This window comes from Streptomyces sp. iso_384, assembly GCF_056172905.1.
Genome location: NZ_JBWBTT010000001.1, coordinates 5,980,387 through 5,997,563 on the forward strand (window position 1 = coordinate 5,980,387; position 17,177 = coordinate 5,997,563).

General features: G+C 70.9%; 14 protein-coding genes. 2 read left to right on the forward strand and 12 right to left on the reverse strand.

The annotated features are described in order from the left end of the window. Window positions 1-5 precede the first annotated feature (5 nt). From AC0VY3_RS26790 to AC0VY3_RS26830, 9 genes are all read right to left on the reverse strand, one after another. Window positions 6-1,685, reverse strand: coding sequence for an ABC transporter substrate-binding protein (locus AC0VY3_RS26790; protein ID WP_475550777.1), 1,680 nt, complete (start codon window positions 1,683-1,685; stop codon window positions 6-8). Window positions 1,686-1,777: 92 nt separating this feature from the next. Then, on the reverse strand, window positions 1,778-2,752 hold the full coding sequence (locus AC0VY3_RS26795) for a LacI family DNA-binding transcriptional regulator (protein WP_030078902.1): 975 nt from the start codon (window positions 2,750-2,752) through the stop codon (window positions 1,778-1,780). Between the two features lie 309 nt (window positions 2,753-3,061). After that, window positions 3,062-4,669 (reverse strand): citramalate synthase, encoded by a 1,608-nt coding sequence (gene cimA, locus AC0VY3_RS26800; protein WP_242741017.1) that lies wholly within the window; start codon window positions 4,667-4,669, stop codon window positions 3,062-3,064. 328 nt (window positions 4,670-4,997) lie between these two features. Next, complete coding sequence (locus AC0VY3_RS26805; protein WP_475550778.1) at window positions 4,998-5,633, reverse strand: TetR/AcrR family transcriptional regulator; 636 nt, start codon at window positions 5,631-5,633, stop codon at window positions 4,998-5,000. Next, on the reverse strand, window positions 5,630-6,673 hold the full coding sequence (locus AC0VY3_RS26810; RefSeq protein WP_475550779.1) for an agmatine deiminase family protein: 1,044 nt from the start codon (window positions 6,671-6,673) through the stop codon (window positions 5,630-5,632). Before AC0VY3_RS26810 ends, AC0VY3_RS26805 begins: the two co-directional genes overlap by 4 nt. 169 nt (window positions 6,674-6,842) lie before the next feature. Further along, window positions 6,843-7,946, reverse strand: a complete 1,104-nt coding sequence (locus tag AC0VY3_RS26815) for a branched-chain amino acid aminotransferase (RefSeq protein ID WP_103507716.1) — start codon at window positions 7,944-7,946, stop codon at window positions 6,843-6,845. Window positions 7,947-8,202: 256 nt separating this feature from the next. Beyond that, window positions 8,203-9,246 carry a 3-isopropylmalate dehydrogenase gene (locus AC0VY3_RS26820; protein WP_475550780.1) on the reverse strand — a complete coding sequence of 348 codons (1,044 nt, stop codon included), beginning with the start codon at window positions 9,244-9,246 and terminating at the stop codon, window positions 8,203-8,205. Between the two features lie 114 nt (window positions 9,247-9,360). Next, window positions 9,361-9,489 (reverse strand): hypothetical protein, encoded by a 129-nt coding sequence (locus AC0VY3_RS26825; RefSeq protein ID WP_256341920.1) that lies wholly within the window; start codon window positions 9,487-9,489, stop codon window positions 9,361-9,363. Window positions 9,490-9,726: 237 nt separating this feature from the next. Continuing rightward, window positions 9,727-10,644, reverse strand: a complete 918-nt coding sequence (locus AC0VY3_RS26830; RefSeq protein ID WP_103507718.1) for a LysR family transcriptional regulator — start codon at window positions 10,642-10,644, stop codon at window positions 9,727-9,729. A gap of 137 nt (window positions 10,645-10,781) precedes the next feature. Here AC0VY3_RS26830 and AC0VY3_RS26835 point away from each other — a divergent pair, with 137 nt between their 5' ends. Continuing rightward, the gene (locus AC0VY3_RS26835; RefSeq protein ID WP_103507719.1) at window positions 10,782-11,795 is read left to right on the forward strand and encodes an NADP-dependent oxidoreductase; all 1,014 of its coding nucleotides are present in this window, start codon (window positions 10,782-10,784) and stop codon (window positions 11,793-11,795) included. A gap of 117 nt (window positions 11,796-11,912) precedes the next feature. On the opposite strand, the gene AC0VY3_RS26840 is transcribed toward AC0VY3_RS26835, so the two are convergent. The 3 genes from AC0VY3_RS26840 to AC0VY3_RS26850 all read right to left on the reverse strand — a co-directional run bounded on the left by AC0VY3_RS26840 (window position 11,913) and on the right by AC0VY3_RS26850 (window position 15,828). Then, window positions 11,913-12,980 carry a S1 family peptidase gene (locus AC0VY3_RS26840; RefSeq protein WP_242741022.1) on the reverse strand — a complete coding sequence of 356 codons (1,068 nt, stop codon included), beginning with the start codon at window positions 12,978-12,980 and terminating at the stop codon, window positions 11,913-11,915. A 236-nt stretch (window positions 12,981-13,216) separates the two neighbouring features. Further along, entirely contained in the window at window positions 13,217-14,848 is a 1,632-nt protein-coding gene (gene pruA, locus AC0VY3_RS26845) for an L-glutamate gamma-semialdehyde dehydrogenase (RefSeq protein ID WP_103507721.1), read from the reverse strand. Between the two features lie 53 nt (window positions 14,849-14,901). Continuing rightward, on the reverse strand, window positions 14,902-15,828 hold the full coding sequence (locus AC0VY3_RS26850) for a proline dehydrogenase family protein (protein WP_475550781.1): 927 nt from the start codon (window positions 15,826-15,828) through the stop codon (window positions 14,902-14,904). A 191-nt stretch (window positions 15,829-16,019) separates the two neighbouring features. Here AC0VY3_RS26850 and AC0VY3_RS26855 point away from each other — a divergent pair, with 191 nt between their 5' ends. Next, the gene (locus AC0VY3_RS26855; protein WP_242741024.1) at window positions 16,020-17,168 is read left to right on the forward strand and encodes a PucR family transcriptional regulator; all 1,149 of its coding nucleotides are present in this window, start codon (window positions 16,020-16,022) and stop codon (window positions 17,166-17,168) included. Window positions 17,169-17,177: the final 9 nt, after the last annotated feature.

The following is a 17,177-nucleotide window of genomic DNA, read 5'->3' on the forward strand; positions in this document are numbered from 1 at the left end:
CGTGCCTACTTGGAGGCGGGCTTGAGGTTGAGCACGATCTCCAGGGCGGTGGGCTGGGTGTGCTGCGGCGGGGCGTACGGGTTGGCCTCGGTGGGCCAGCCGATCCAGTTCTTCGTGGAGTACTCGGCTCCGATGGGCGCGGCGGCCGTCGGGATGACCGGGGCCTCCTCGACGAAGATCTTCTGGAGGGTGTTGAGCGCCTTGGTGCGGTCCGCATCCCCGGTGGCGTTGGCGTACTCCTTGAGCGCGGCGGTGGCCTCGGGGCTCTTGAAGCGCCCGAAGTTGCCCGTCTGGGAGCTCTTGCCGATGGGCTGGAGGATCGCCCCGTCCATGATGTTCTGGTACATGTCGTAGGGCGTCGCGCCGCTGTTGGTCCAGTGCAGGGTGGCGTCGAAGTTGCCGTTGGCGACGTCCGCGCCCCAGGCCTCGGCGGTCTGCGTCTTGACCTTGGCCTCGATGCCGAGTTCCTTGATGTTGTCCTTGATGATCGCGAGCCCGGTGATGTAGTCGTTCCAGCCGGCCGGGTCGGTGAAGGTCAGCTTCACGGGCTTGCCGGACGGGTCCTTGAGCACACCGCCGCTGAGGGTGAACCCGGCCTCGCTGAGCACCTTCTTGGCCCCGGCGACATCGGGCTTGGTGGTGGCGTCCTGGTATTCGGGCGCGAGGAAGGGCTCACCGGCGGGCAGCGGGATGCCGGTCGGGTTGGTGATCTCCGGGTAGAGCGTGGCCTGGGCCTGGATGTGGATGGCCTTGCGGTCGACGACCATCGCCATCGCCTTGCGCAGCGCCGGGTTGTCGAAGGGCTTGCGGGCGGTGTTGAACCAGAGGCCGTGGATGCCGAGACCGGAGGGGAACCAGAGCTGGTGGTTCTTGGGGTCCTTGTCGATGAACAGCTGCTTGTGGTTCGGCATGAAGACGAAGGACCACTCGACCTTGCCGGTGGCCAGCGCGGTGGTGGCCGCGCTGTTGTCGTTGTACGCGGTGTAGCGCAGCTCCTTGACCTTGGTGGTGCCGTTCCAGTAGCTCGGCGTGGCGGTCAGGGTGGTGGTCTGCGGGGTGAACGTCTTGAGCTTGTACGGTCCGGAGCCGACCGGGGTGCGGTTGGGCCAGGTCTCCGGGTTGTCGACCTTCTCCCAGATGTGCTTGGGCACGACGAAGGTCTGGATGATCTTGTTCTGGTTGACGAACTGGGACTCCTTGAAGGTCAGGACGACCTTCTCGCCCTCCACGGCGATCCCGTCGAAGGGAATGCCGTTCCCGTTGAGCGCCGGGTGCTTCTTCAGGAGGTTGAAGGTGAACTCCACGTCGGCGGCGGTCAGGGGCTTGCCGTCGGCCCACTTCGCCCGCTCGTCGAGGGTGAAGGTGACCTGGGTGAAGTTGTCCTCCCAGGCCCATTCGGTGGCGAGCCAGGGGTCGGCCTTCTCGGTGGGCTTGATCATGTTCGTCATGGCCAGCGGCTCGTAGATCATGTAGCGGTAGCCGAGGACCGCGCCCGCCGAGGTGTTGAGGAACGGGTTGCTGTTGTTCGTCTGCGGTCCGTCCGGCTTGCCCAGGGTCAGCACGCCGCTCGCGGCGCCGCCCCCCTTGTTGGCACCCGAGTTGGCGTTCGAGCAACCGGCGGCGAGCGCCACCACGACGGTGGCTGCGGCGACCGCTCTGAGGGTGGTGCGACGGCGTACGGACATGGCGACTCCAGGAAGGGGCTGCCGGGGTCGGGGAGAGCCCGGCGGGCGGAAGGGTGCGAAGCGAGCGGGGCGCGGCCGTGCGGCCGGGTCCGTCAGGGCGCCGAGTGGCGCACGACCAGTTCGGTGGGCAGCACGGCCGGTCCGTCCGGTACGGGCGTGCCGCCGAGGTGGGAGAGCAGCATCCGGGCCGCCGTCTCGCCCATCCGGCGGGTGGGCTGGCGCACGGTGGTGAGGGGCGGTTCGGTGTGTTCGGCCATCGGGATGTCGTCGAAGCCGACGACGGCGATGTCGTCCGGGACCCGGCGTCCGGCGGCCCGCAGGGAGCGGAGCACACCGGCCGCGCTGATGTCGTTGTGCGCGAAGACGGAGTCGAACGCGACGCCCCGTGCGAGGAGTTCCTCGACGGCGAGCCGGCCGCCGCGTTCGGTGAAGTCGCCTTCGACGACCAGGTCGGTGGGCAGGACCGAACGGAATCCGGCTGTCCGGTCCCGTACACAGCCGAAGTGCTGGGGACCGGTCAGGATCAGGGGCCGGGAGCGTCCGGCGGCGTGCAGGTGGCGGGCCGCGGACGCGCCTCCCTCGTGGTTGGTGGTCACGACGGAGGGGAATTCGGGGTGGTGGCCGCGATCGTCGATGAGCACGATCGGCAGGCCGTCGCGGTGCAGTTCGGTGAGGTGGCCGAGGGTGTTCTCGGGCTCCACGACGACGAGCCCGTCGAAGGCGCGCGCGGACACCTGGCTGGTGAAGCGCTGGACGGACTCGGCCCCGCGGTTGCAGGTGAAGAGCAGCAGCCCGTAGTCGGCGGCCTCGACGGTGTCGACGACGCCCTGGAGCAGTTCGCCCATCCACGGCCAGGTCAGCGAGGGCACGAGCATGCCGACCGTACGGCTGGAGCCACGGGCGAGACCGACGGCTCCGGAGCTGGGTACGTAACCGAGCTGTGCGATCACTTCACGAACACGGGCGGCCGTGGAACGGTCCACCTCGCCCTTGGTGTTGATGACCCGTGACACGGTCGTCTTGCTGACGCCGGCCTCGCGGGCGACATCGGCGATGGTGACACGCATCTGGGCCTCCGTTGGACCAGGCAAGGGCAAGGAATGAGCAGGTGGGAGCAGGGTGCGAGCAGGGTGGGGCAGCGCGGCGGACAGTGTGGTGACCTGTCGGCCGACGCGTTCGGTACCGGTTCCGGAACCGGTACCGGCGTTGCGGCTGGAGTTAACCGCGCCGATACGGGGCCGTCAATACTTCACGTCGAGATTGGTCCGGACCCATCGGCTCACCAGGCAGGACGCATTGTGCATTCATCTCTTGAACGCTTGAGAGCCGCCACCCGGTGACGGGCGGCGGCTCTCGCGTGATGCGGTGACGGCGGGCTACTCGGTGGGCTCGACGCCCGCGCGCAGCAGTCCGTAGGTGTACGCGTCCTCCAGTGCCTGCCAGGAGGCGGCGATGACGTTCTCGGCGACCCCCACGGTCGCCCAGTCACCGGTGCCGTCGCCGGTGGTGATGAGCACCCGGGTGGTGGACTCGGTGCCGGTGCGGCCCTCCAGGATGCGGACCTTGTAGTCGACCAGTTCCAGCTTGGCGAGCTGCGGGTAGATCCGCTCCAGGGCGACGCGCAGCGCCCGGTCCAGCGCGTTGACCGGGCCGTTGCCCTCGGCGGTCGCGACGATCCGCTCGCCCTTGGCCCAGAGCTTCACGGTGGCCTCGTTGGCGTGGGTGCCGTCGGGGCGGTCCTCGACGATCGCCCGCCAGGACTCCGTACGGAAGTAGCGCCGGGCCCGGCCCTCGACCTCGCCGCGCAGCAGCAGTTCGAAGGAGGCGTCGGCGGCCTCGTAGGTGTAGCCCTTCAGTTCGCGTTCCTTGACCCGCTCGACGACCCGGCCGACCAGGGCGCGGTCGTCGCCGAGGTCGACGCCCAACTCCTTGCCTTTCAGCTCGATGGAGGCGCGGCCGGCCATGTCGGAGACCAGCATCCGCATGGTGTTGCCGACCAGTTCCGGGTCGATGTGCTGGTAGAGGTCCGGGTCGACCTTGATCGCGGAGGCGTGGAGCCCGGCCTTGTGGGCGAAGGCGGAGACGCCCACGTACGGCTGGTGGGTGGAGGGGGTGAGGTTGACTACCTCGGCGATGGCGTGCGAGATCCGGGTCATCTCGGCAAGCGCGCCTTCGGGCAGCACCTTCATGCCGTACTTGAGTTCCAGGGCGGCGACGACGGGGAAGAGGTTGGCGTTGCCGACCCGCTCGCCGTAGCCGTTGGCCGTGCACTGGACGTGGGTGGCGCCGGCGTCCACGGCGGCCAGGGTGTTGGCGACGGCGCAGCCGGTGTCGTCCTGGGCGTGGATGCCGAGCCGGGCGCCGGTGTCGGCGAGGACGGTGGAGACGACGGCCTGGACCTGGGCGGGGAGCATGCCGCCGTTGGTGTCGCAGAGGATGACGACCTCGGCGCCCGCCTCGTACGCGGTACGGACCACGGACTTCGCGTACTCGGCGTTGGCGCGGTAGCCGTCGAAGAAGTGCTCGCAGTCCACGAAGACGCGGCGGCCCTGTTCGCACAGGTGGGCGACGGTGTCGCGGACCATCTCCAGGTTCTCGTCCAGGGTGGTGCGCAGGGCGAGCTCGACATGGCGGTCGTGCGCCTTGGCCACCAGGGTGATCACCGGGGCGCCGGAGTTGAGGAGCGCCTTGACCTGGGGGTCGTCGGCCGCGCTGCCACCGGCTCTGCGGGTCGCGCCGAACGCCACGAGCTGGGCGTTCTCGAACGTGATCTCCTGCTGGGCACGGGCGAAGAACTCGGTGTCACGCGGGTTGGCCCCCGGCCAGCCGCCCTCGATGTACCCCACACCGAAGGTGTCCAGATGACGGGCGATGGTCAGCTTGTCGGCGACCGTCAGGTTGATGCCCTCACGCTGAGCACCGTCGCGCAGTGTGGTGTCGAAGACATGGAAACTGTCGTCGGTGGCGTTGGCCTTGGTGGTCATGCTGATCTGGCTCCTGTCGGATGAGTGGATCCGGACGATCGGGTTCCACTTGCCCCCATCATCCCGCGCGCTTCGCCCCGCCCGGGTACGGGCCGGAAAACGAAAAAACCCCTCGCGGGTGCGAGAGGTCTGCGCGCGGGTCTGGGGCACGGTGGCCGTGCCGTACGGGGTGGTACGGGACGGTCACTGCGGACCGGCGCGCCTGCTGCCAATAATCATGACGAACGAGGACACGGCAGAAGTCTCGCACAGTGACGCGCCCGTGACACCGGCGTCTCAGGATGCGGTCGTGACGCCGGTCGCATCTCGCCCCCGGCCGCGCGGTGGGTCACGCGATGGTCCGCGCGGGGCCGGGGGGCGTCAGCGTCTCGTCGAGGAACTCCGCCACCTGCGCCAGCACCTGCTCGCGGCCCGTTCCCGGGATCCCGACCGTCACATGGATGCTGAACCCGTCGAGCAGCGCCCGCAGCCGGGCGGCGAACCGGTCGGCGTCCACCGGCCGGAACGCGCCGCGCGACATGCCCTCGGCGAGCAGCGCCACCAGATCGCGGTGCCAGGCCCCCTCGATCGCGGCCTGCCGGGCGCGGGCGTCCTCGTCGGCGTTCTGCGAGCGGCCCCAGACCTCCAGCCAGAGCGTCCAGTGCGGGTCGCGGTGGCCGGCGGGCAGATAGAGGTCGATGTAGGCGTCCAGCCGCTCACGGGCGGATCCGGCCCGTGGCTCGGCGAGGAGGGCACGCCGCTCGGCCCCGAGTCGGTCCTCGCTCCACTCCAGGGTCCGGAGCAGCAGTTCGTCCTTGGTGCGGAAGTAGTAGAGCAGGTGCCCGCTGCTCATCTGGACCTCGCGCCCGAGCCCGGCCATGGTCAGCCCGTCGAGCCCGCGCTCGGCGATGGTGGCCATGGCGGCGGCGAGGACGTCCTCGCGGGGCGGGGCGGCGTGGTGGGTGCGGCGGGGGGCGGGGGTCATGGGTTCGTTCGTACCTGCGGCTGCTGCTGGGTGATGCAGTGGATGCCTCCACCGCCGGCGAAGACCGTACGGGCGTCGACGAGGGTCACGGTACGGTCCGGGAACAGGCCCCGGAAGATCGCGGCGGCCTCCTCGTCGCGCGGGTCGTCGAAGGCGCAGAGGACCACGCCGTCGTTGCAGAGGTAGTGGTTGATGTAGGAGTAGTCGACCCACTCGCCGTCCTCGTCGCGCAGCACGGTGGGCGCGGGCACCTCGACGACCTCCAGGGCGCGGCCCCGGGCATCGGTGGCGGCGCGCAGCACGGCCAGCAGCTCCCGGGTGACCTCGTGGTCGGGGTGGGCCGGGTCGGGCTGGACGTGGGCGAGGACGGTGCCCGGGCGGGCGAAGGCGGCGACGATGTCGACATGGCCGAGCGTGCCGTACGTCCCGTAGTCGCCGGTCAGCCCGCGCGGCAGCCAGATCGCCTTCTCGGTGCCGAGGCGGGCGTGGATCTCCGCCTCGGCCTGCTCCTTGCTCCAACCGGGGTTGCGCTCCTCGCCGAGCTGGACGGTCTCGGTGAGCAGGACGGTGCCTTCGCCGTCGACGTGGATCGCGCCGCCCTCGTTGACGAGCGGGGAGCTGCGGACGGGGGCGCCGGTCAGCTCGGCGACGGCCCGGGCGATGCGCTGGTCGTGCTCCCAGCGGGCCCAGCCCTGGGCGCCCCAGCCGTTGAACGTCCAGTCGACGGCGGCCAGCGTGCGGCCGTCGGTGACGAAGGTGGGGCCGATGTCCCGCATCCAGGCGTCGTCGAGCGGCCGCACGACCAGCTCCACGTCCGGCCCGAGCAGCGCGGCGGCCCCCTCCTCCTGGCCGGGCCCGACCACCATCGTGACCGGCTCGAAGCGGCGCACCGCCCGGGCGACACCGGCCCAGGCACGACGAGCCTCGGCCAGCTCGGCGTCGGAGGCGAAGGTGGGGTTGGGCCCCGGCCACGCCATCCAGGTGCGCTCGTGCGGGGCCCACTCGGGGGGCATGCGGAAGGGGGCGGGGGTGGGTGGCATGGGGGCTCCTGGCGAGGCGATTAGAGTGTCACTCTAACCGAATGGCTCAGCTGACCGAAAGCTCTTCCGGTTCAGTTCGAGCAGCGCTCTAATCTCCGCGCACGGAAAAGGCCGCACCGGCGAGCAGCCGGGTGCGGCCTTGTCCGGGGTGGGAAACCCTCGGGGTTGCCTAGCCGAGCGGGTGCATCCAGCCGTGGGTGTCCTCGACGACACCGCGCTGGATGTCGAGAAGGCGCTCCCGCAGCTTCATGGTGACCTCGCCGGGCTCGCCGCCGCTCTGGGTCCACTCGCCGCCCTCGGACTTCACCAGGCCGACGGGGGTGATGACGGCGGCCGTGCCGCAGGCGAAGACCTCGACGAGGGTGCCCTCGGCGGTGTCGTCGCGCCACTGGCCGATGGAGACCCGGCCCTCCTCGGAGCCGTAACCGAGGTCGCGGGCGACCTTGAGGAGGGAGTCACGGGTGACTCCGGCGAGGAGGGAACCGGTGAGGGCCGGGGTGACGATCTTCTTGGAGCCGTCCTCCTGGGCGTACACGAAGTAGAGGTTCATGCCGCCGAGCTCCTCGACCCACTTGTGCTCGACCGCGTCGAGGTAGGCGACCTGGGCGCAGCCGTGTGCGGCGGCCTCGGCCTGGGCCAGGAGCGAGGCGGCGTAGTTGCCGCCGGTCTTGGCGTCGCCCACGCCGCCGGGGACGGCGCGGACGCGGTTCTCCGAAAGCCAGATGGAGACGGGCTTCACGCCGCCGGGGAAGTAGGCGCCGGCGGGCGAGGCGATGACCAGGAACAGGTACTCGTTGGCCGGCTTCACGCCGAGGCCGACCTCGGTGGCGATCATGAACGGGCGCAGGTAGAGGGACTCCTCGCCGCCGTGCGCCGGGACCCACGCCTTGTCCTGCTGGACCAGGGCGTCGCAGGCCGCGATGAACGTCTCGACGGGCAGCTCGGGCATGGCGAGGCGGGCGGCCGAGCGCTGGAAGCGGCGGGCGTTGGCGTCGGGGCGGAAGGAGGCGACCGTGCCGTCGGGCTGACGGTAGGCCTTCAGCCCCTCGAAGATCTCCTGCGCGTAGTGCAGGGTCATGTTGGCCGGGTCCAGCGACAGCGGGCCGTAGGGGACCAGCTCGGCGTCGTGCCAGCCGCGGCCCTCGGTCCAGCGGATGGTCACCATGTGATCGGTGAAGTGCCGGCCGAATCCGGGGTTGGCCAGGATCGCCTCGCGCTCCGCGTCGGACAGCGGGTTCGAGGAGGGCTTGAGCTCGATCGTGGGCGTCGTCATGAGTGCGTGTCCTTCACCGGTCTTGTGTGTGATGGACCGCGCTCACGCCCGTTTCCACCCGACGTTTTCGGTCAGATCCTAGGACGTCCGAGCTTTTCCACGAGCCACGGCCCCGCGTTCGATTATCGCTTGCGGGGGGCCGTGCACGAAATGGGGTGAATGCGGTCCAGGGGTCGATGGTGGCACCCGGGGGCCGCACAGGAGAAGCCGCCGGGTGCTTTCGCCGGCCCGGCGGCTTCGAAGTGGAGTCGTCGGGTCAGCTCGCTACGCGTACCGCGAGAGCGTCGCCGATCTCGTCGGTCGTCCGCGCAGTGCCCCCGTCGCGCTCCGCGAGATCGGCGGAGACGGCGTCCTCGATGCGCACGGCCTCGGCCTCGTAGCCGAGGTGGCGCAGCAGGAGGGCGACGGAGAGGACCGTGGCGGTCGGGTCGGCCTTGCCCTGCCCCGCGATGTCGGGGGCGGAGCCGTGGACCGGCTCGAACATCGACGGGAACGCGCCCGTCGGGTTGATGTTGCCGGAGGCGGCCAGGCCGATGCCGCCGGTGACGGCGGCGGCGAGGTCGGTGAGGATGTCGCCGAAGAGGTTGTCGGTGACGATGACGTCGAAGCGCTCCGGCTGGGTGACGAAGAAGATCGTCGCGGCGTCGACGTGCAGATAGTCGGTGGAGACCTGCGGGTATTCGGCGGCGACCTTGTCGAAGGTGTTCTTCCAGAGGTGGCCGGCGTAGACGAGGACGTTGTTCTTGTGGACCAGCGTCAGCTTCTTGCGCGGGCGGGCGGCCGCGCGCTCGAAGGCGTCCCGGACCACGCGCTCGACGCCGTACGCGGTGTTGACGCTGACCTCGGTGGCGACCTCGGCGGGGGTGCCGGTGCGCAGCGAGCCACCGTTGCCGGTGTACGGGCCCTCGGTGCCCTCGCGCACGACGACGAAGTCGATGTCGGGGCGGCCGGCGAGCGGGGTCGCGGTGTTCGGGAAGAGCTTGGAGGGGCGGAGGTTGATGAAGTGGTCGAAGGCGAAACGCAGCTTCAGCAGCAGCCCCCGCTCCAGGACGCCGGACGGCACGGACGGGTCGCCGATCGCGCCGAGGAGGATGGCGTCGTGGTTCTTGAGGGCTTCCAGCTCGGCGTCCGGGAGGGTGTCACCGGTGCGGTGCCAGCGCCGGGCGCCGAGGTCGTACTCCTTGGTCTCCAGCTTCACATCCTGCGGGAGGACAGCGTTGAGGACCTTGAGGCCCTGGGCCACGACTTCCTGGCCGATTCCGTCACCGGGGATCACTGCGAGATCGATGCTGCGAGACATGCCGGAAGCCTAACGGTGCGTCCCACCCCATGACATCCGACGTCCACCATTCGGACAGAGGGCAAGGGTGTTCGGTGTACGGGCGGGCGGAGCGGGGGCGGGCGGAGCGGCGGCTCAGTGGCCGGTCGAGCCGCCGTTGTCGCGGCGGTCGAGGGCGCGCTGGAGAGCGGCGGCGGCGTTCTTGCGGTCCGACTCCGACTGACGGGGAGTGTGGCGGACGCGGCGTGCGGTGGAGGTGGCCATGATGGATCGACTCCTTGAGATCGCGTGGATGTCGGAACCGTGCGTCGGGCGAAGGCACGACGCGGCACGGTGCCGAGGGATCAGGACCGGATTTCGAGGCGCCGGAAGGAGCGGGGAGCGTACGCCGCAGGGGTTACCTGCTTCGGGGCGCGCGCCCGCAACCGCCACAGTCGCTCGATCGAGCGATTCGTTCGGCTCCTACAAAGCTAGGACAGTCGGGCCGCTCTGTCTCCACAGTTAGTCGGACTTCCTACTATCTGAGACGGCTGACTCCACGCGTTCCGCCCGCAGCTCCCGGATCAGCGCCCGCACTGCGAGCGATCGTGCCTGCTCAGGGGTGGTGACATAGCCGATCGAGCGGGTGGGACGGTCGGGGCCGAGAGCGGTGATCTCCGTTCCGGCGGGTGCTCCGTACAGGGACAGACCGGGCATGATCGCCATGCCGAGGCCACGGGAGACCATCGAGAGCACCGCCCCGTCGTCCTCGGCCTCGACCGTCGCCCGGGGGATCCATTCCTGGGCCGACCACCAGTCGCGGGTGTACGAGGTGCAGTTCTCGACCCAGTCGACCAGCGGCAGGGTGCGGGGTGCCGCGTGTCCGGCCGGGTGCACCAGGGAGTACTCCTCCTCCAGCAGTACGCCGCCGACCAGCCCCTGCGGCACCGGCGAGGTGGTCCCGAGCGTCGCGACGGCCAGGTCCGCCCGCCCGTCCAGCACCTCGCCGGCCGTGCCCCGGCCCACCTCGCGGACCATTCGGACCACCGGTTCGATCCCCGGATGGCGGGCGGTGAGACGCTCCAGCGCCGGCGGCAGCAGATACAGGGCGGCACTGCGGAAGGCGGCGATCCGCAGCGGACCGCCCACCGTGTCCGCGCCGCCGGATCCGGCGGCCACCCCCCGGGCCTCGGCGCCCAGCACATCGAGCAGCCTGAGGATGCGCCGGGCATGCCCGGCGACCACGTCACCGGCCGCGGTGGGCGCGGCGCCGAGGCGCCCGCGCTCGAAGAGCACCGCGCCGACCTTGCGTTCACTGGCGCGTACGGAGTGGGAGACGGCGGACTGCGTCATACCGAGGGTCCGGGCGGCGGCGGAGAATCCGCGGGCGTCGGCGACGGCGGCGATGACGCGGAGTTCCTGCGGCAGGAGATCGGTCACCGTTCCGCCCGCCCCGCGCCCCGTACGCCGTGCGGTCCCGCCCCCGGACCCCCCGCATGAATGCTGTTCATGGAAAGGATTGTTCCATCGACGACGCCCCCTGTCCGGCCGTCGCGTTCCCTCCTACCGTCGTCGGCATGACGACACAGCGCACCGCACGCGCCTTCCAACTCGCCGCCCGCCCGCACGGTTTCCCGACCGCGGACCTCTTCACCGTCGAGGAAACACCCGTACCGGAACCGGCTCCCGGCACGGCCGTGGTGGAGAACGTCTACCTCTCGGTGGACCCGTACCACCGCGAGTTGATGGACGAGGGCGGCTGGGAGCTGGGCGTCCCGCTGGAGGGCCGCGCCATCGGCCGGGTGACGGCCTCGCGCACCCCCGGCCTCACGGAGGGCGACCTCGTCTTCCACCGTGCGGGCTGGCGGACCCACGCCGTGGTGACGCCCGGTGAGGGCGGCGTGCGGACGCTGCCCTCGTACGACGGGGTCCCGCTCGCCGCCCATCTCTCGATCCTCGGCGGCACCGGGCTCACCGCCTATGTGGCGCTCACCCGGACGCTGGAGTTCCGGGCCGGTCAGGACCTCTTCGTCTCGGCGGCGGCGGGCGGGGTCGGCACGGCGGTGGCGCGGATCGCGCGGCTGCTCGGCGCCGGTCGCCTGATCGGCAGCGCGGGAACGCCCGCGAAGGTCGCCCGGCTGACCGGGGAACTCGGCTTCGACGCGGCCTTCGACTACCACGACGGGCCGGTCGGCGAACTGCTGGCGAAGGCCGCCCCGGACGGCATCGACGCCTATGTCGACAACGTCGGCGGGGACCATCTGGAGGGTGCGATCTCGGTCCTCCGCGACCATGGCCGGATCGCCTGGGTCGGCGCGATCTCGCAGTACCACTCAGCCCACGAGCCGCCCGCCGCTCCGCGCAACCTGTTCGACATCGTGGGGAAGAGCCTGCGCCTGGAAGGGGTGCTGGTGCGTGACTACGGTTATGCGCAGACGGAGTTGGAAGCGCTTCTGGTGCCGCATCTGCAGAGCGGGCTGATCGCGCCGGACGTCACCGTCGTGGACGGCTTCGAGCGGACGGTGGACGGGTTCTTCGGCATGCTGCGCGGCGAGAACACCGGCAAGATGCTGATCAGGATCGCCGACTGAGGCCTGCCGGTGACCGGCGCCCGCGTGCGCGAAGGCCCGCCCGGACCAGGATGCACGGTGGTCCGGGCGGGCGTCGGGCTCGTGCGGCCGGATGGGCCGCCTATGGGCTCACGGGACTCAGTACACCGTCACGCCGTACGCCGAGAGCGCCTCGGTGACCGGCTGGTGGATGGCCGAGCCCGCGGTGCCCGAGCAGCCGGAGCTGCCGGAGTGGATGCCGAGGGCGACGGATCCGGCGAAGTGGGCGCCGCCGCTGTCGCCGCCGGCCGAGCAGGCGGTGGTGCGGACCATGTTGTAGACGGGCCCGTCGCCGTAGTTGACGGTGACGTTGACGGCGGTGACGGTGCCGCTGGTCACCTTGGTGGTGGAGCCGCTCTTCTGGATCGCCTGGCCGACGACGGCGTTGGCGGCGGAGGTGATGTCCCGGGTGGAGCCGTTGTAGAGGTCGACCGTTCCTGCGGGCGAGGAGCCGTCGGTGTAGCGGACGATGCCGTAGTCGTTGGTCGGGAAGCTGCTGCCCTCCCGGACACCGATGACCGAACCGCCCGAGCTGGCCGACCAGTTGGCCGAGATGTTGGTGCAGTGTCCGGCGGTCACGAAGTAACGGGCCCCGCCCTTGGTGACGTTGAAGGCCGCCGAGCAGCGGCTGCCGCCGCCGTAGATCGCTCCGCCGCCCAGCACCTCGCGGCGGAACTCACCGGGGACGCGCTTGATGTCGACCGCGCCGTCGAGCCGTTCGGCGACGGCTTCGAGGCGGGCCAGGTCCCGTGCGGAGACGGAGGAGTCGGCCTCGACGGCGACCCGGTTGGTGCGCGGGTCGATGCCCCAGGAGGTGCCGGTGATCTTCGCCTCGGCCTCCAGGGTCGCCATCGCGGCGTCGAGCTGGGCGGCGCTGCGGGCCACCCGGCGGACGGTGGCTCCGGTGGCGCGGGCCTGCTCCTCGGCCCGGTCGGTGGTGACGGTGACGACCAGCTTCCCGGTCTTCGCGTCGAGGTAGGTTCCGGCGGTGGCGGCGCCGAGCGCGCGGTCGACCTTGGTGTCGAGCGCGTACGCGGACGGGGCGGGGATCGCCGAGGGTGCGGCGGCGGGAGTGCCGGCGGCGGTGGAGGGGGTGGCTCCGAGGCCGAGGGCGCCGGCGACGAGCAACAGGGAAACGCCCAGGCGCGCGCGGGAGTTGCGTCTCATGGGGGAGCTCCTTCTGAGGTGACGTGTGGGGACGTACCGAGAAGGAATTTGACATGCCCATTACCTAAACCACAAGACCGCGTGACCCGGGACCGCGCCGACGGCCCCGCACCTGGGCGCACATGAAAACCGCCCCCCGGCCGGCAGGGGGGCCGGTCGGGGGGCGGTGCTCTGAGGGGGCTCCGCAGCGGAGGCCCCGGGTCCGGGGCGTCGTGCTGCGACGCCCCGGGAGGGCGTCAGCCCTGGTGGGGGTAGGTGTAGTCGGTCGGCGGGACCAGCGTCTCCTTGATGGCCCGGGTCAGGGTCCAGCGCTGGAGGTTCTGCGGGGCGCCCGCCTTGTCGTTGGTGCCGGAGGCACGGCCGCCGCCGAAGGGCTGCTGGCCGACGACGGCGCCGGTCGACTTGTCGTTGATGTAGAAGTTGCCCGCGGCGTAGCGGAGCTTGTCCATCGTGTACGCGGCGGCCGCACGGTCGCCCGCGATGACCGAGCCGGTCAGCGCGTAGTCGGAGACGGACTCCATCTGCTCCAGCATGGCGTCGTACTTCTCGTCCTCGTACACGTGGATCGCGAGGATCGGACCGAAGTACTCGGTCGTGAAGACCTCGTTCTCGGGGTCGGAGCAGACGATGACGGTCGGGCGGACGAAGTAGCCCACCGAGTCGTCGTAGGTGCCGCCCGCGATGACCGTGCAGGTCGGGTCGGACTTGGCGCGGTCGATCGCGGCCTTGTTCTTGGCGAACGAGCGCTCGTCGATGACGGCCCCGATGAAGTTCGACAGGTCGGTGACGTCGCCCATCGTGATGGAGTCGACCTCGGCCGCGAACTCCTCCTGGAAACCGGAGTTCCAGATGGAGGCCGGGACGTACGCCCGCGAGGACGCCGAGCACTTCTGGCCCTGGAACTCGAAGGAGCCGCGGGTCAGCGCGGTCTTCAGGATCGCGCGGTCGGCGCTGGGGTGCGCGACGACGAAGTCCTTGCCGCCGGTCTCGCCGACGAGCCGCGGGTAGGTGCGGTAGTTGGCGATGTTGTTGCCGACCGTCTTCCACAGGTGCTGGAAGGTGGGGGTCGAGCCGGTGAAGTGGATGCCGGCCAGGTCGCGGTGGTTCAGCGCCACCTCGGAGACGGCGATGCCGTCGCCGGTGACCAAGTTGATGACGCCCTTGGGCAGACCGGCCTCCTCCAGGAGCTGCATCAGCAGCACGGCGGCGTGGGTCTGGGTCGGGGACGGCTTCCACACCACGACGTTGCCCATGAGGGCCGGGGCGGTGGGGAGGTTGCCCGCGATGGCCGTGAAGTTGAACGGCGTGATCGCGTAGACGAAGCCCTCCAGCGGGCGGTGGTCCATGCGGTTCCACACGCCCGGGGAGTTGGCCGGGGGCTGCTCGGCGAGGATCTGGCGCGCATAGTGCACGTTGAAGCGCCAGAAGTCGATGAGCTCGCAGGGGGTGTCGATCTCGGCCTGCTGGGCGGTCTTGGACTGGCCGAGCATGGTGGAGGCGGCCAGCGTCTCGCGCCAGGGGCCCGACAGCAGCTCGGCGGCGCGCAGGATGATCGCGGCGCGGTCGTCGAAGGACATCGCGCGCCAGGCCGGAGCGGCGGCGAGGGCCGCGTCGATGGCGTCCTGGGCGTCCTGCTCGGTGGCGCCGGCGAAGGTGCCGATGACAGCCTTGTGGTTGTGCGGCTGTACGACGTTGACCCGCTCGCCGCCACCCATCCGCTTCTCGCCGCCGATGGTCATCGGCAGGTCGATCGGGTTGTCGGCGAGCTCCTTGAGCTTCACCTCCAGGCGGGCGCGCTCCGGGGAGCCCGGGGCGTAGGAGTGGACCGGCTCGTTGACCGGCGCGGGGACCTGGGTGACGGCGTCCATGATTGCCTTGTCTCCTTGGTGTCGGCGGGGGTGTGGGTCAGCCCGGGGGCTGCTCAGCCCTTGGTGAGGATCGAGCGGCCGAAGAACAGCAGGTTGGCCGGCTTCTCCGCGAGGCGGCGCATGAAGTATCCGTACCAGTCGGTGCCGTACGCCGTGTAGACGCGCATCCGGTGGCCCTCGGCCGCGAGCCGGATGTGCTCGTCGCTGCGGATGCCGTACAGCATCTGGAACTCGTACTCGTCCAGTTTGCGCCCGGCCTGGCGGCCCAGCTCCTGGGCGATGGCGATGAGACGGGGATCGTGCGACCCGATCATCGGGTAGCCCTCGCCCTCCATCAGGATCCTGGTGATCCGGACGTAGGCCTTGTCGATCTCGGCCTTGTCCTGGTACGCGACGGAGGCGGGCTCCTTGTAGGCGCCCTTCACGATGCGCACGCGGCTGCCGGCGGCGGCCAGGCGGCGGGCGTCGCCCTCGGTGCGGAAAAGGTAGGACTGGATGACGCAGCCGGTCTGCGGGAAGTCCTTCCGCAGCTCCTCGTGGATGGCGAACATCGAGTCGAGGGTGGTGTGGTCCTCGGCGTCCAGGGTGACCGTGGTGCCGATGGCGGCGGCCGCCTCGACGACCGGGCGGACGTTGGCGAGGGCCAGCTCGTGGCCGCCCTCCAGCGCTTGTCCGAACATGGACAGCTTCACGGACATCTCGGCGCGGGTGCCCAGGCCCAGGGCCTTCAGGCGCTCGATGAGCTCCAGGTAGGCGTCGCGGGCGGCCTCGGCCTGCGCGGGGGTGGTGATGTCCTCGCCGACGACGTCGAGCGTGACCTCCAGGCCCTTGTCCGCGGCGTCCTCGACGATCGGCACGACCTGGTCGACGGTCTCACCGGCGATGAAGCGGTCGACGACCTGCTTGGTGCCGGGCGCGGCCGAGACGAACCGGCGCATCCTGTCGCTGCGCGATGCGGCGAGAATCACGGGACCCAGCACGGGGCACCTCCACGAATGTACGGACGAATGGCCGTAACGGTACGAACGTGAACGGACCGGTACGGCACGGATAACCACCGTGAAATCTAGGGACCGCTCCGATCCTGTGCCATCGACACCTGTCACGCATCCGTGGCCGCCATCTCAGACATCTGTCTGAAGAAGACCGCGAACGGGTGCAGAATGGCGGAGTGACAGGCGATTACCAGGAACTGGTCGACGAGATCTCGGCCCTCCTCGACGCTCCGGCCACCCTGGAGAACCGGGACTTCGGCCTGGTCGCCTTCGGAGCCCACGACAGCGACGACGACACCGCGATGGACCCGGTCCGCACCCGCTCGATCCTGACCCGGCGCTCCACGCCCGCCGTGCGCGCCTGGTTCGAGGGGTTCGGCATCACCCGGGCGACCGGCCCCGTCCGGATTCCCGCCGCCCCGGAGGCCGGGGTGTTCCGGGACCGCATCTGCCTTCCCGTACGCCATCGGGGTGTCGTCCTCGGTTACGTCTGGCTGCTCGACGCGGACCCGGGCCCGACCGATGAGCAGCTGGCCGCCGCGATGGAGGTCGCCGCCCGGATCGGGGCGCTGCTCTCCGACGAGGCGCGGGCGGGCTCGGACCTCTCGCGGGAGTTCGGCGCGGTGCTCACGGCGGGGCCCGGCCGGCAGCACGACACCGCCGTCGCCGCGCTGGGCGAGGCGCTGGGCCGGGACGCGGAGGGGCTGCACACGGTGGTGTGCGTGACCCCGTGGGCGGACGACACGCCTTCGGTACGAGGAGTAGCCTCGGCGGCCGCGCTGGCGACGGTCACCGCGCCGGGGGCCGCCGGGCCCCGGTCCCTGGCCGCGCTCGTCCGGCTGCGCTCGCCGGACCGGCTGGACCCGGCCCTGAGCGCCGCGGACCGGCTGCGCACCGGCGCCGGACCGGCCGCCACCGGAGGGATCGCCGCGCCGCGCCGGGGTCTGGACGAGCTGACGGTCTCCTGGCGCGAGGCCACGGCCGCGGCGCGCGCGGCCCGCGCCGAGACCAGGTTCGGCCCGGTCGCCCGCTGGTCGGCGATCGGCCCGTACCGTCTGCTGACCGCCCTCCCGGGCACCGGCAACGACCCCGGGGACCCGGCGGTCGCCTCGCTGCTGACCCCGCTGCACCGGGAGCTGGCGCACACCGCCGAGGTGTTCCTGGACTGCGCGGGCCAGGCGAGCCGGACGGCCGCCGCGCTGGGCATCCACCGCCAGACGCTCTACTACCGGCTCTCCCGGATCCAGCAGATCACCGGCCTGGATCTCAACGACGGCGAGGACCGGCTGCTGCTGCACATGGCGGTGAAGCGGGCCCGGCTGTAGGCGGTCCGG